Source organism: Bifidobacterium sp. 2450 (assembly GCF_041900695.1).
Taxonomy (GTDB): Bacteria; Actinomycetota; Actinomycetes; order Actinomycetales; family Bifidobacteriaceae; genus Bifidobacterium; species Bifidobacterium longum.
Map to the genome: position 1 here is coordinate 31,050 of NZ_JBHEEA010000004.1, position 13,879 is coordinate 44,928.

14 protein-coding genes are annotated in these 13,879 nt (G+C 59.1%); 4 read left to right on the top strand and 10 right to left on the bottom strand.

Features of this window, described 5'->3' with window-relative positions; translation table 11 throughout:
* The first annotated feature begins 102 nt into the window (after positions 1-102).
* From ACEUKI_RS02405 to ACEUKI_RS02420, 4 genes are all read left to right on the top strand, one after another.
* Positions 103-1,008 carry an acyl-CoA thioesterase II gene (locus ACEUKI_RS02405; protein WP_008782912.1) on the top strand — a complete coding sequence of 302 codons (906 nt, stop codon included), beginning with the start codon at positions 103-105 and terminating at the stop codon, positions 1,006-1,008.
* 273 nt (positions 1,009-1,281) lie between these two features.
* Positions 1,282-1,842, top strand: a complete 561-nt coding sequence (locus ACEUKI_RS02410) for a transposase (RefSeq protein WP_374156461.1) — start codon at positions 1,282-1,284, stop codon at positions 1,840-1,842.
* Positions 1,843-1,844: 2 nt separating this feature from the next.
* Entirely contained in the window at positions 1,845-2,678 is an 834-nt protein-coding gene (locus tag ACEUKI_RS02415) for an IS3 family transposase (RefSeq protein ID WP_374156462.1), read from the top strand.
* Positions 2,597-2,917, top strand: a complete 321-nt coding sequence (locus ACEUKI_RS02420; protein WP_374156463.1) for a transposase — start codon at positions 2,597-2,599, stop codon at positions 2,915-2,917. The genes ACEUKI_RS02415 and ACEUKI_RS02420 overlap by 82 nt, the downstream gene beginning before the upstream one ends.
* Positions 2,918-2,945: 28 nt before the next feature.
* Here the strand turns inward: ACEUKI_RS02420 and ACEUKI_RS02425 are convergent, their stop codons facing one another.
* From ACEUKI_RS02425 to ACEUKI_RS02470, 10 genes are all read right to left on the bottom strand, one after another.
* Positions 2,946-3,968, bottom strand: a complete 1,023-nt coding sequence (locus ACEUKI_RS02425) for a LacI family DNA-binding transcriptional regulator (protein ID WP_080785937.1) — start codon at positions 3,966-3,968, stop codon at positions 2,946-2,948.
* A 129-nt stretch (positions 3,969-4,097) separates the two neighbouring features.
* Positions 4,098-4,856 (bottom strand): hypothetical protein, encoded by a 759-nt coding sequence (locus tag ACEUKI_RS02430; RefSeq protein WP_143248076.1) that lies wholly within the window; start codon positions 4,854-4,856, stop codon positions 4,098-4,100.
* A 64-nt stretch (positions 4,857-4,920) separates the two neighbouring features.
* Complete coding sequence (locus ACEUKI_RS02435; RefSeq protein ID WP_080785935.1) at positions 4,921-7,017, bottom strand: beta-galactosidase; 2,097 nt, start codon at positions 7,015-7,017, stop codon at positions 4,921-4,923.
* Positions 7,018-7,055: 38 nt separating this feature from the next.
* Entirely contained in the window at positions 7,056-7,997 is a 942-nt protein-coding gene (locus ACEUKI_RS02440) for an ABC transporter permease (RefSeq protein WP_080785934.1), read from the bottom strand.
* Entirely contained in the window at positions 7,997-9,562 is a 1,566-nt protein-coding gene (locus tag ACEUKI_RS02445) for a sugar ABC transporter ATP-binding protein (RefSeq protein ID WP_374156464.1), read from the bottom strand. The genes ACEUKI_RS02440 and ACEUKI_RS02445 overlap by 1 nt, the downstream gene beginning before the upstream one ends.
* Positions 9,563-9,587: 25 nt before the next feature.
* On the bottom strand, positions 9,588-10,763 hold the full coding sequence (locus ACEUKI_RS02450; protein ID WP_080785933.1) for a substrate-binding domain-containing protein: 1,176 nt from the start codon (positions 10,761-10,763) through the stop codon (positions 9,588-9,590).
* Positions 10,764-11,379: 616 nt separating this feature from the next.
* Entirely contained in the window at positions 11,380-11,601 is a 222-nt protein-coding gene (locus tag ACEUKI_RS02455) for an IS3 family transposase (protein ID WP_229031649.1), read from the bottom strand.
* 8 nt (positions 11,602-11,609) lie between these two features.
* Entirely contained in the window at positions 11,610-12,290 is a 681-nt protein-coding gene (locus ACEUKI_RS02460) for an IS3 family transposase (RefSeq protein WP_374156465.1), read from the bottom strand.
* Entirely contained in the window at positions 12,254-13,051 is a 798-nt protein-coding gene (locus tag ACEUKI_RS02465) for a hypothetical protein (protein WP_374156466.1), read from the bottom strand. Before ACEUKI_RS02465 ends, ACEUKI_RS02460 begins: the two co-directional genes overlap by 37 nt.
* A gap of 152 nt (positions 13,052-13,203) precedes the next feature.
* Entirely contained in the window at positions 13,204-13,731 is a 528-nt protein-coding gene (locus ACEUKI_RS02470) for a DUF3180 domain-containing protein (RefSeq protein WP_080785932.1), read from the bottom strand.
* Positions 13,732-13,879 lie beyond the last annotated feature (148 nt).

Consider the following 13,879-nt stretch of genomic DNA (forward strand, 5'->3'; position numbering starts at 1 on the left):
TCACTCCCGGAACTCTTAACCCCCACCGGATAGACTGCCAACCATAGGTTGGAATACGATAACCGAATATTGAACACAGCAGAACAAGAATCGAGGAACGCCATGGCTCAGGCAACCACCGTAACTCCATTGGACCATCTGGTGAAGGTGCTGAAGTTGGGCGAGCCTTCCGCTTACCGCAATCACACATATATCAATGGCGAGAGTATGTACTTCCCCACCGGCCGCGTCTACGGTGGCCAGGTCATCGCCCAGTCGGTGATCGCCGCGTCCAAAACAGTGGGCCCTTCACGCCTGCCGCATTCGGTACATGGCTATTTCATTGCCGCCGGCGATATTCGTCAAGACCTGTTGTTTGACGTCGAGAACCTTCGCGACGGCCGCTCGTTCTCCGCTCGTCGGGTCAACGTCACCCAAGCCGAGGGGTCGATTCTCACGGCCATCGCCTCTTTCCAGGAGACCGGCCAGGAGGGTGTGGAATTTGCCGATCCGATGCCGGAAAACCTGCCCGATCCCGAAACGTTGACTTCCGCTAAGGAACTCATGCAGCCGTTCGCCGAGAAGTCGCCGTTCGCCAATTACTATGCCGAGAAATCGCCGTTCGATATCCGCCACGTGACGCCGACCGTGATGCTGCGCGCGGACAAGGATTCCGCCGAGCATGATTCCGGCAAGCAGATGGTGTGGATGAAGGCCGATGGCCACGTCGATGTGCCGCAGGTCATGCATCGTGCGATGCTGGCACTTGGCTGCGATCAGGTGATGATGGAGCCGGTGCTGCGCCGCGCCGGACTGTCGATTTCCACACCGGGCATTTCCTATGCGTCCATCGACCATTCGATGTGGTGGTATCAGGATATCGATATCAACGAATGGCATTTGTATGTGCAGGATACGCCTATCGCCGCGCACGGACGCGGACTCGGCATCGCCAAGGTGTATGCGCAGAATGGCGACTTGGTAGCGGCGATTGCGCAGGAGGCCATGGTTCGCGTGCCGCAGGAATAGTCTGGCAATACGCCTGACAATGAGACGTACGGCGATCTCGCCGGGAAGGGCAGATGCACGATGCTCTGCACTGTACATTGTGTTGTCAGTTGACAACTACTCTGTATGAAGCTATCTCACGTTTTTGGCAATATACCGCTGTGTAATTTGTTGTCAACTGACAACAAATTACAGACCGTGTTTGCTGTTCTGCTGGAGGAGTGGGGATAGTTAGAGGCTTCTGGGCAGAATGGGTGGTGCCTAAACCTATCCGTTCCGGCAAAGGAGCCTCCGATGTCCAAGAGTACCAATGTCAGTGTTTCCATGAGCCCGTCGTGCGCGGGGGCGTGGCGCAGGCTGGAGCGGTCGTTCGAAGGCGACGGGGCGATGCTGCCCGTGATGGTGCGCGGCCTGGCGGACGCGTGGAACGAGTCCGGCACGGCGATCGGCGAGGCGTCGGACGCGCTGAACCTCGAATCGCGTTCCGTCGCCCCGTTCACCCGCTGGATTGGCTACAATGTATTGGACTGGTTCATGCGGGACATGACAACGGAGGAGTTGATCATCATGGCCGATCCGAATCGTCCCCGTCATTACGAGGAGGAGTTCAAGAGGCAGATCGTGCAGCTGTACGAGAACGTCAAGCCGTCGTCGCAGATCAGGGCGGGGTACGGCATCCCGCGTTCCACGCTGCAGCGTTGGGTGCAGGGCATCCGCAACAGCGGCTCGACCAGGGCCGTCGACAACCGGACGCCCGAGCAGAACGAGCTGATCGAACTGAGGAAACGCAACAGGCAGCTGGAGATGGAGGTCGGCGTTTCAGAACAAGCGGCGCCGGTATCCGCGCGAAGGTAGACGTGATACGGTCCGACGCCGGCCGCTGCCCGATATCGGCGCAGTGCGGGGTCCTGGGCGTTGCCAGGTCGGCCTACCACTGGATGCTCGAACACCCCGAGGCCGAACGCGCCGACCCTTACGAGAAGGATGTGGGGCGCGTGTGGAGGGACGGCGGCAAGGTGTACGGGGCCAGGAGGATCAAGCACGCCCTGGGGCACGAGGGCGTGACGCTGTCCCGCCGCCGCATCAACCGGATCATGGAGGGGAACGGCATGGCCGGCTCCTATTCCAAGGCCGCCTATAGGCCACGCCCGGCCAGGCCGAACGACGACCCGGCTCCCAACATCCTCGCCCGCGAGTTCAATGGCTATGCGCCGCGCACCCATCTGGCCTCCGACCTGGCCTACGTGAGGGTCGGCAGTTCGTGGGCGTACGTCTGCCTGCCCGGCGACCTGGCCAACCGGCAGATCGCCGGCCATTCGGCCGGCGTCAGGCACGACGCCGATCTCGTGCTGGCCGCGTTCGCCGCGCTGCGCTTCCCGCTGGATGAGATCGAGGTGTTCCACACGGACCGCGGCGGCGGGTTCACCGGGGAACGCATCGAACGCATGCTCGACGTGTTCGGCATCACGCGTTCCCTTTCCGGACCCGGCAACCCATACGACAACGCGGTGGTCGAATCCACCGACCGGCTCGTCAAGAAGGAACTCATCCACAGGAACGTCTACACGAACGTGGAGCAACTACGCTCGGACGTCAACCGGTACGTGTGGTGGTACAACCACCAACGGCTCCACTCGACCCTCGGGTACCTGAGCCCCGTGGAGTTCACACAACAAGGAAACACCCTCTAGAAACAGTCCAACACACCGTTGCCAATCCAAACTCGCCCCGGAAGACCCGCCGTCATGGGCCCGACATCCTCAGGACAACCGAACTGGGCTGTCCAAACGCCAGGCTCGAGGCGTCCGACAACAGGATCAAGGTCACCATACGCACGGCCTACGGCTTCCACCACGCGAACAACATCATCGCCCTGATCATGCTCCGCTGCGGCGGACTCGACATACACCTGCCCCAACCAAGAACCTAACCCACGAAAACAGCAGAAGCCTCAAATATTAATGCGTGGTAATGCGGCTTCGCGTTGAACTGCGCACCACCAGCTTGGAATCCATCACCGTTACCGCGCTCACCGATCTTCCTTCGATGACATCGACCAGCAAAGACACCGCCTTACGCGCCACGGCCGGCAGATTCTGTTTGACCGTTGTCAGCGGTGGAGTGGCATAGGCAGCGCCTTCGGCGTCATCGAAGCTCACTATCGAAATATCTTCTGGTACACGCAACCCTTTCCGGACCAAAGCCGAAATCACGGCCATCGCCATATGATCGGAAGCCACAAATATGGCATCTGGCCTATGAGAGAAATCCGTGTCCATCACGATATCGTAGGCCGACTTCGGCGACCAGGACGCCTGAAGCATTCTGCCCGGCCCCAGTTCTTGCTGCCGTAAGGTATCTTGCCAGCCCTGCATACGCCGCCGCTCATCGAACCAATCCTGCGAACCGGCCACATGCCAAATCTCTCGATGACCGGATTGCGCGAGATGCCGGATCGCCCGGCAAGCGCCGTCATACTGGTTCTCCCCCACCATAGGAATACCGATATCGCTCAATTCAGAGCTCACGATAATGACCGGTTCCGGCACATTGCAGTCCACGATGGTTTCAGACAACTCTATACGCGGAGCAATAACGATGATGCCCTCCGCAGACAGCGACCTGAATTTGGTGAGAGCCTGCATAAAGCGCTCACGGAATGGCTTGTCCACGGTAAGCACCACGGACATATATCCCCTCAGCGAGGCGTATTCCTCCAACTGCACCAACACGTTCGCCGTAGCATAACGGATTGAACGATCAATCAGCACACCGATAATTCCCGAACGATTGGTGATGAGAGAGCGAGCGAATTTATTGGGCTCGTAATGCAGAGTTTTAATTGCCGCCTGAACTGCTTGACGCGTTGCCGGCGATACTTTCGCGGTACCGTTGATGACTCTGGAAACCGTGGCTGGGGAGACTCCGGCGACCCGTGCCACATCCAGAATGCCCGAACGCGCGTTTTTATCGTCGCCCATAAGGTCTCCTCTTCGTATCGTAATGGTTGGAATAATTACATTTTATTAGCAGAATCTAACACTGGTGCGTTATGAAAAAGGGCGTGGGGAAAATTTTGCTTTTCACCACGCCCTTGCATTGTTCAGGAATTACGAACGCAATGCCACTGCAGTGCCTTCAGCAAGAACCTTAGCGACCGCCAATTCCTTGTTCTTTGCGGTGCGGAACTGCTCGAAAGCGTCCCGAGTCCAGACCAAGGCGGTGGCGTCGGAACGATGATGCTTAGTCATCCATTCCATGGCACGAGACGTGACCTCGCCAAGATCGCCCTTGATGTCAACGCGCTCGGCGTCCACCGTCGTCAGCTCAACCATGGTCAGTTCAGCATCAAAGGTCATCACCAGGCTGGCCCACAGGCCGCCGTCATCATAGACACCCAGCAGCAGGGAGGACTCCGGCTGCACCCAGCGGTTGGCCAGCACAATGGCCTCGTTGCGGGTCACACCGAAACGGTACTGGAGGCCCAGCACCTCCTTGGCCGGCCCCGGATAGGTCACCATGGTGTCCGGATACTCATCCAGCAGAGCGTAGGTGCGATGTATAAAGGAGTCGAGCGGTTCATCGGCGACCCAAGACTGCTGCATACGGGAGAAGTACTCATCGAAAGCACTCCGCTCGAATATGGCGACGAAGTCCACATTGTCGGCATTCTGCTCATAGAGCTCCTTGGCCTGCTTCTGCGCGTCGGTAATGCTTGCCGGTGCGCCTGCAACCGGGAGGCCGTCGGTGTGCTCGCATTTGCGAACCACGCCGTTGTCGTGCAGCACGATGATGCGTTTCTTCTCCTTGGCTGATTCCAGAAGCAGATCCTGCGCGTTGCGCCACTGATCAATATCAATATCTTCCATTAGGACGTCTTTGCCCAACATGGCGTATTCCTTTCGTGTGATGTATTGCGATAGTTGGTTGTTATCAGTTGACAGCGCAGTCGCAGATCATAATCGTGTACGGTTCGAGCGTGAGGTCAAGGCCGCCGTTCGCGACATTGAGCATCACGTCATTCCACAGTTCGCGAGCGCTGACCAGCGTACGGTCGACGGACACGTGGGTGGTGATGGTCTGATCAGTGGGATTGCACACGAACACGATCTGACGATCGTCGTTAGTCACGTCATCGTGAACCACAACATCCACACGGCTGTCGTCGCTGATGAATCGAGTCACGTTGGTGGTCTGTGCAATCGTTTCACCGATGTTCTTGGCCTGCTCGAGGGAGGGAACCACGATGGCGTAGCCGGAACCGACCGACACGGCCGACGTGCTTCCAACGCGTCCCGGGGCAAGACCCAGTGCATCCGCAAGCACGGTGCAGGGCTCCATGGTGTGTCCAAGCGAAGGAACCTTCGGTCCGACGACCAGCAAACCACCGGCTATGGCATACTCGACGAGAGCACGCTGAGTGGCCTCATCCAGCCAGTCCTCCGTGGCGAGAACCACGGCACGGTAGCCGGCCCAGCGCCGCGGATTCAGGTCGGTGTCCGAAAGCACATAGCCCACGCCGCTGGTCTTCAACGATTCGTTGAATGCGTTGAAGTAATCGCCCTTCTCGCGGGAGACGATGGAATCGAAGCCGAACTTCTCATCCGCCACCGTCATTCGGTTCGGGTACTCGGAGAATCCGGACGGAGTTTCCAAGAAGTCGCCGGGGAAGGAGACCAGCACGGAAGAGGCCTCAAGACGGTCGTATTCGCGGTTGGCCAGCAGCAGCACGTCGCTGCGGCGGCGCAGGTTGCCGAAATCGACGCCCTTGAGAATCTCGTTCATGGTCTTGTGCATCTTGGACATCGGACGAACGGTTCCGTCACGGCGAATCGGCGAGAAGAACCACTTGTCGCGTTCGACGATCATATAGCGGCTGAAACCCTTGATACCTTGCATCAACGCGGCCTTGGTGACGAACTCCTCATCGGCTGCGTCGCCCGGATGCAGGTACCAAGCCCACACGCCGGCGATGAATTCAGGAATGTACGGGAAACGGCTGGAGCCCACCACATAGGAGGCGACGGTCTTCACGTGATTGTACAGATGCTTGCGCGAGTAGATGTCGAAGCCGACGAAGTCGAGCTTCTCCTCCAGCTTCGGCAGATTGAACGGGCACGTGAAACCGGAGGCCGCACCACCCGGTCCCAGCGGATGCGGGTAGTTGTGGAACAGCGCAATCTGGTCAAGGCCACGCTCACGCAGCATACCAGCCAATCGATCCATGGAATCGATCAGGTAACGCTCGCGATATTCCGACCAATCCGTGTACCACGGGATGCTGGCCTGATCCGCACGCTCGAAGCGGCGCGGCGGCTGGAAGGCATCGAAATCATCAATATGGCCGAGTCCATACGCGGTGGCGACGCCTTCCACTGAGCCGTACTTGCCCAGCAGGAACTCGCGGTAGAGCTTCAGGGAAGCATCGGAGAAGTCTCCGGAGTAGGCATTGATGCCGAAGAAGAATGCCATCTCGTTATCGACCTGGCAGGCCACGATGCCGCCGCCGTTGTTGACCGCATGCTTGGCGAGAATCGGGCAGATCGCGTCATACCACAGTGCGGTCTCTTCGAAGAACGCGTCGGTGGCGTACGAAAGTGCGGGAATCGGCTTCGGCACCTGAGTCAGCACGGCCCTTGCTCCGCTGGAGTTCTTGGCCTGCAGACGCTCATCATCGAGAATGCGCTTGGGGTAGCCGAACCAGGTCATTTCGGAGTTGATCTGCGGGCCGGGGCGCACCACGATGTTCAGCCCCTTGTCTTCGCACAGGGTCAGGAAAGCATCGATGTCCGTGCGGGGATCCACCTGACCGAAGTCGAACACACCGCGGGACAGCTCGTGGGCTTCCCAAGGAATGTAGATGGACACCATGGTGAATCCGAGGTCGACGATTCCGTCAAGAATCTTCTCCCACTTGTCTCGGTCAAGACGCCAGTAATGGATTGCGCCACCGTACAGTTCGGCTCGTTCGCCGTTGACCTTAATCGCCGAATCGTCAACGGTGACGACTCGATTAGCTGTGGTTGTCATGAGTTGTTCCTTTCGTTATTCCACATGTGTATGGAAAATCAATCGTTGCTGCGCTTGGCCAATGCGACGGCCAGCACGATGATGATGCCGCGCACCACCTGCTGCTGGGCGGAAGATAGGCCCGCGAGGATAAGTCCGTTGTTGATCATTGCCATGAGGATGGCGCCGGCTGCTGCGCCGACCGCGGATCCACGACCACCCGAGAGTGCGGTGCCGCCCAAGATCACAGCGGCGATCACGTTCATCTCATCGCCATCACCCCACTGGAATCGTCCTGATTGCAGACGCCCTGCGTAGAGCATGCCGGCAACGGCCGCGCACATGGCGGATGAGAACATCACCGAGAAACGGATCTTCGCCACATCGATACCGGAGTATTTGGCGGCCAACGGATTGGCACCGACCGCAAGCGTGTACTTGCCGAACCGTGTCTTGCCGAGGATGATCACACCGATGATGAAGAACACCAGAGCCCAGATGATGATCACCGGGAAGATGCCGATCTGGCCGCCGCCAAAGATGAAGTTGTAGTTGGCGTTCAGAATCGGCTGAGGCGAGGAGTCCGTAATCCATTGGGCGACGCCTACGGTGATGCCCATCATCGCCAATGTCGTCAGGAATGACGGTATCTTTGCCCAGGCGACCAGCAGGCCGTTGATCACGCCGCACAGCACACCCACGAGCAATCCGGCGAGCACACCGGCCACGATGCCGAACCGGGCAATGGCCATGGCTGTGGCCACTGAGGCGAGACCGGCAATCGAGCCGACGGACAAGTCGATTTCCGCGGCGCCTATCACGAATGTCATCGCCATGGCCATCACGATGATGATTGAGGACTGGCGAAGGATGTTGAGCAGGTTGACCGTGCTGGTGAATCCTTTGCCCGACAGCATCAGGGCGAACAGGATGAACACCACTACGACGCCGACGTAGACGATATTGCTTCGAATATCGATTTTCTTTAATGCTTGTACCATTATGACTCTTTTCCTTCCAATGCTTCGCTGCCTTGGATTGATTGGCTTTCGTCAGCGTCCGTTCCGGCGTGCTGAATAGCGAGCTGCAGATCCGCTTCCGTGTCGATGCCCTCGCTGCTGAGTTCGGCGACTACTTTGCCGCGCTTCATCACCACGTATCGGTCGCACACCGCGATCATTTCCGAAAGCTCGGAGGAGATGAACAGCACACCTTTGCCGCCATTGGCGAACTCGGTCACACTGGCCAGCACTTCCGACTTCGTGCCGATGTCGACACCGGCAGTGGGCTCGTCCATAATCAGCAGATCAGGCTCACGCCCCAGCCATTTTGCAATGACGATCTTCTGCTGGTTGCCGCCGGACAATCTCGATGCGGGGGCTGCGGGATCGTCCACCTTGATTGAGAACCTCTGGATAAGATCCGAAGCGATTGCCTCAATCTTCTTATTGGACAGCAATCCGTTGCTACGGCATTCGTCCAAGCGGGTCAGGGTGAGGTTGTTGCGTACCGAATGAGATACCACCAGACCCTGCTCGCGGCGATCTTCCGGAACCAGAGCCACTGCATGAGACATTGCGTCCTTGGCGGACTTGGGCGCATACGGTTTGCCGGCCAGTTCGATGGTGCCTGACGTGATCTTGTCGATGCCGAACAGTACGCGAGTCACTTCGGTGCGGCCCGATCCCATAAGACCCGCGAGACCAACGATCTCGCCGGCTCGCACTTCGAAACTCACATTGTCGACGCCCTCGTTGGCGCTGAGGCCGGTGACCTTCAGCAAGGTACCGCCGATCTTGGATTCCTGCTGCTGATGCTTGCCGAGCTTTTCCGTATGCTGACCGACGATGCCTTCGATAATCTCCTCATCGGAGATATCGGCGACATTGGAAGTGAGCAGGTTCTTGCCGTTGCGCAGAATGGTGATTCGGTCGGCGATCTTGCGAATCTCATCCATACGATGGGAGATGTAGATCAGCGAGATGCCTTCGTTCTTGAGATGCCGCACCAGATCGAGGAATCGTTCCGTTTCCGCGGCGCTCAACGAGGCCGTGGGTTCATCGAGAATCAGCACCCGGGCATCGGCGCGCAGCGCTTTGGCGATTTCCGTCAACTGCCAGTATCCCGTTGCCAGTGTTCCCACTTCAACATCCGGGTCGAGGTCGACGCCCAATCGGTCCAGAAGCTGCTTCGCTTGCTTGCGCATGCTTTTCTTGTCCAGAAAATGGCAGCTATCCAGCGTCTCCGCGCCCATGAAGATGTTCTGCGCGACGCTCATTGTGGGGACGAGGGAGAATTCCTGGAACACCATGCCGATTCCCGCCTTGCGTGCGGTCTCGATTGACAGTGAGGTGAATTCTTCCTCGCCTATCTGCACCGTGCCGGAGTCCAGGGAGTAGACGCCTTGCAGGATTTTCATCAGCGTCGATTTGCCGGCACCGTTTCCTCCTGCCAGTGCATGGACTTCGCCACGACGCAGATCGAACGAGACATCGTCCAGCACGCTGACCCCGGAAAACTGCTTATGGACATGCTCCATATGCACTACTGAGGTTTGAGTTTCCATTGTGCTTCCGATCATGTACGGCTTATTACTTCAGCAGATCTTGGATGTCGCTCGGCAGAGAATCGTGGTAGACCTCTTGCCATGCGTCCGAGAGATTCGTCCGGGTCACGGGGAGTGCGGACAGTGCCACGTAAGTGGGGTAATCCTTGCCAAGCACTCGGGAACCGGCGGCGATCTCCGCCTCGGTGACGCCCTGATTGTACGGACGCTGAGCCGAGGTCCCGGCGATCAGCTGGTTCTGGGCCATGGCCACGCCGATGGATTCGCCGAGGTCGATGGTGGTGATCTTCAGGTCGGTACGGCCGGCGCTACGAGCGGCAGCCATAACACCTTCAGCCGGAACATCCCACGGAGCCCACATACCCTTCAGGTCGGGGTTCTGGTTGATGATTGCGTCGGCCTGAGACTGGGACTGGGAGACCAGATCGGAATCGGAAACACCCTTCTCGGCGATGATTTCGATGTCGGGGTATTCGTCCTGGATGGTCTTCTTGAAGCCTTCGTAACGCTGTTCGGTCACGAAGAAGTCCGCGTCGTGGTACAGGGCTGCGATCTTGCCCTTCTTGCCGATGGAATTGGCGAGAATGTGAGCGGAGGCAACGCCGTTGCCGTAGTTATCGGCGGAGACCACGGACACATAGTCCTTGCCTGCTTCGAGATCATTGGCCGGCTGATCCATGAACACCAGAGTGACTCCGGCTTCGGCCACCTTCTTGTATGCCGCAACGGTTGCCGTAGCATCGGTCGGGATGGAGATGATGATGTCGGGGTTCTGGGCCAGCACGGTTTCGATATCGGAAACCTGCTTGTCCGGGCTGAAGTCCGCATCGGTAATGGCGATGATCTCAACACCGAGCTCTTCGAAAGTGGCCTTCAGACCAGCGACCTGAGCGTTGTACCAATCATTGCCTGCGTAGTGGAACACCAAGGCCGCCTTGAGATGGGCGTCCTTGATCTTCTGCACTTCCTCATCCGTCAGATTGGCGACATCCGCGGATGCCGCTTCCTCACCGTTTGCGCCGGTGGACAGCACCTTGCCGTCAATCGCCTTTTCCGCCACGGAGAGGGCGGTGGCCGCAGTGTCTTCAGTGCTTTCCGTGGAGGTGGACGAGGAGCAGGCCGTGAGCATTGACACGCACACCAGGCCCGCAATTACCGCCGATACGGCATTGCGTACTTTACTGTAGGGGCTCTCCTTCATTGGTCCTTCCTTACTGTGTCCTTCATTGGGCAATATCCGCCGAATTGCTTCGGCCGAGGCGGCAAGAGCAACGGTGCATTTGTCGCCTTTGGAGTTATGAAAAGCTTTTCATAAGCAGGCTCACAAAAAGCACGTTTACGAAAAGCAGCTCTTCGCGTTTCGGTGGCCCTCCGCATTTGAGTTACATGGGCCTGAAAAGCTTTTCATTCACTATAACAGCCGACCTGCACGAGCGCAAGCCATGGAGTCAAAAGCTTGCCCACGGTGTGTCGCGAGCGTTTTCTTGGTGTGTTTTTAACGGGGGACTAGACGCAGCATGTCGAGACTCCGATTGCTAATATCGCGCCACGGCTCGAGCGCCGAACGTTCCACCCAAGAACCGTGGAGCGATTTCGCTGCCATGGTTCATGAAATCAATCGATTTTCGCGAACCGTGGCGAGGAAGCTGAAAAAGACTTCCGGCCGTCTGTCGGCATGCAATCCGAGACCGGCGGAATACCGCATCCCGAGCAACACCCATGTGTATGTGTTCAATTGGATGTTGAGGTTTGGGGGGTGGTGACGTTTTGTTGGACTTCGTTGTCTGAATGGTCGTTCGCAACGATAGCACGCACGTTCAGGCGACGAGCCCGAGCTGGATGCGTTTGTCCATGATGCTCATCCCGTATTCGAGTTTGATGCGCTTGTCCCTGTGCCAGACCATGTACTCGTCGAGCATTTTGGCGAACCCGTCGATCGAGACGCCTTGGAAGCTTCGCTTGTGGAAGAACTCCTGCTTGAGCCTGCCGAGGAACCCCTCGGCGGCCGCGTTGTCCGGACTGCAGCCCTTCGCGCTCATCGACCGCGTCAGCCCGTGCTCCCCGCAGATGCGGATCCATTCGTCCCACCGGTAGCGGCATCCACGGTCCGAGTGGATGATCGGCGTCTCGCCGGTCTTGAGCGTGGAGCACGCGGACTCGAGCATCCCGTTGCCAATGCGGCGTTGGGGCTCGTGCCGATCGTCCACGCGACCGGCATGCCGCCGTGGCGGCCGATGACCGGAGACAGGTACACCTTGCCCGCCGGGATCGCGAACTCGGTCAGGTCCGTGACCCACAACCGGTTCGGCGCCTCGGCGTGGAAGTCGCGGTTCACCGGGTTCTTCGGGGCCTTGGTGAGCTCGCCCTTGTACGAGCTGTACCGCTTCGCGCTCTTGAACAGCGGCACCGGACCATGCGGGGTCATCAGCCGCATGACCCGTTTGGCGGATGCCCTGACGCCCATGCTTTTCGGCTCCAGATGGACGCGCCTGTACCCGTAGCGGCGTCTGCTGTTCTCGAACGCCTCGCGCACGAGCTCCGGCAGCGGTGCGTCCTTGTCGGGACGTTTCATGGCGTTGAGCCGGTAGCGGTACGCGCTGCGCGCGATGCCGACCATGGGCAGCAGGCCTCTGGCGGTCACGCCGAGCTTCTCACTGGTCTGTTCGACGAGGATGGCCTTCTCGCGGCTGGTCAGGTTTTCCGGGACTGCGCCCGGCTCTTTTCCCAACGGCTCCGACGCCCCACGGCGGATCGCGATCTCGATGTCCGGTTCCCTCTTCTCCCGCCGCTGCCGCTCGACGTCGGCGTCCAGCTCGTCCAGACGGGCCGTGTCTCCGCCGGCCTCTTCTCCGACGCCGCCACCGCGTCCGCCAGGCCGGCCGCGTCCCGGGGGCCGGATGCGGCCGTCGGCATGGTCGTCGGCGTCAGGGGCTCCGCGCCGGTTTTCCCCTCCCCGGCCGTCGGGGGCTTCTCTCCGGGTGTCTCCGTCACGTGCGCCTCCTTGGATACGGCGAGCATCTGCCGTTTCCGGTTTCTCACGACGGACGCCTCCACGCCCAGTTCGGCGGCCGCCTCGCGTGATTTCAACCTTCCGGACGCGACCGCGACCACCGCCTCCCGCTTCGATTCCTCGGGAACCGGGCCGTGCCTCAGCCTGCGTCGGCCGGGGACGAGCTCGTCGATCCACGCGGTGAACGGCTCATGGCTTTTCGGATGGCCGAGCGCGCGCATGGTGCGTTTCAGACGCCTGCCGTGTCCGAGGTAATGTTCCACGGCGGCCTGTCTCTGCTCGTCCGTGTACCGCCGGTACCGTTTCCCGCGAGTGGACTGTCTTCCGGTGCGTTCCTCCTCGAGGCGTCCCCGGTACCACACCGGCAGCATCCCCCTGCTGGGATAGCCGAGTTCGTGTATCACGTCCGCGGCGCAGCGCTCGTATCTGATGTACAGGTCCACGGCCCTGTCGCGCTGCTCCTTGCTGTACTTCACCATAAAAGGGTTCTCCTCCCGGTCGGGGAGTCCAAAAAATGTCACCACCTCGAAATGCGAAGAGCCAGTTAACTAAACACGGTGCGAATTACACAGCGTAGAACATCACACATACCCCAATATTTCTCGCACGCGGCCAATAATTGCTGTTCGGACTACCGCTTGTAGGCTTGGGCTATGTCGCTATGGCGCTTGGCTTCCTTGATTTTCGGGTTTTCGGGGCCTTCGTTCGGCGGTAGCTGGCACAACCATTCGCCGATAATGCCGATGATCATGTCGGCGATGCACACCACGGCCGCAATTGCGCACTCGGTGACGGCGTGTGCATAAAAATCCGCCTCAATATGGCTCAGGCTCATCACAATCTGACCGCCATACCAGCCGGCAAGCGTTGCGCCCGCCAATCCCAGTGCCTTTGCCAACACCAGCGTATACACCGCGATAGTGGGATTAATGAAGCTATGCGGACGCTTCTTGGGGTCGGTATTCGCGTATTTATGCACTTGCAGGGCCAAGATCAGCACGATAACGCCCAGCACGGCCAGCAATCCGGTCACAATCCGAGGCGCACCAATCAGCGACAGTCCCGAGCTTTCGCCGTAGGAGGCCAGACCGATACCCGCCAACAGGCCCAGCACGGCACCGATCACATACTGCCACCATGGTGTTCGCCGTGTTTTCATGTCCGGCCTCCTTATCGTTGCGTTGCTGTTTGCTGTTTGCGAACGGCCCTCGCGCCTGGGCTGTTCATCTTGATTTGGTTTTCGTCACTGCCATGCCCGGCTGTTCGAGGCCGGAGACTGGTCCGTCACCGTCTGGTTTCTAGCCTAC

What these genes read in the sequence shown, in the direction of transcription:
- ACEUKI_RS02450 (WP_080785933.1), bottom strand. Translation starts at nt 10,763, where the DNA reads ATGAAGGAGAGCCCCTACAGTAAAGTACGCAATGCCGTATCGGCGGTA.
- ACEUKI_RS02410 (WP_374156461.1), top strand. Translation starts at nt 1,282, where the DNA reads ATGTCCAAGAGTACCAATGTCAGTGTTTCCATGAGCCCGTCGTGCGCG.
- ACEUKI_RS02445 (WP_374156464.1), bottom strand. Translation starts at nt 9,562, where the DNA reads ATGGAAACTCAAACCTCAGTAGTGCATATGGAGCATGTCCATAAGCAG.
- ACEUKI_RS02425 (WP_080785937.1), bottom strand. Translation starts at nt 3,968, where the DNA reads ATGGGCGACGATAAAAACGCGCGTTCGGGCATTCTGGATGTGGCACGG.
- ACEUKI_RS02435 (WP_080785935.1), bottom strand. Translation starts at nt 7,017, where the DNA reads ATGACAACCACAGCTAATCGAGTCGTCACCGTTGACGATTCGGCGATT.
- ACEUKI_RS02440 (WP_080785934.1), bottom strand. Translation starts at nt 7,997, where the DNA reads ATGGTACAAGCATTAAAGAAAATCGATATTCGAAGCAATATCGTCTAC.
- ACEUKI_RS02405 (WP_008782912.1), top strand. Translation starts at nt 103, where the DNA reads ATGGCTCAGGCAACCACCGTAACTCCATTGGACCATCTGGTGAAGGTG.
- ACEUKI_RS02430 (WP_143248076.1), bottom strand. Translation starts at nt 4,856, where the DNA reads ATGGAAGATATTGATATTGATCAGTGGCGCAACGCGCAGGATCTGCTT.
- ACEUKI_RS02465 (WP_374156466.1), bottom strand. Translation starts at nt 13,051, where the DNA reads ATGGTGAAGTACAGCAAGGAGCAGCGCGACAGGGCCGTGGACCTGTAC.
- ACEUKI_RS02455 (WP_229031649.1), bottom strand. Translation starts at nt 11,601, where the DNA reads ATGAGCGCGAAGGGCTGCAGTCCGGACAACGCGGCCGCCGAGGGGTTC.
- ACEUKI_RS02470 (WP_080785932.1), bottom strand. Translation starts at nt 13,731, where the DNA reads ATGAAAACACGGCGAACACCATGGTGGCAGTATGTGATCGGTGCCGTG.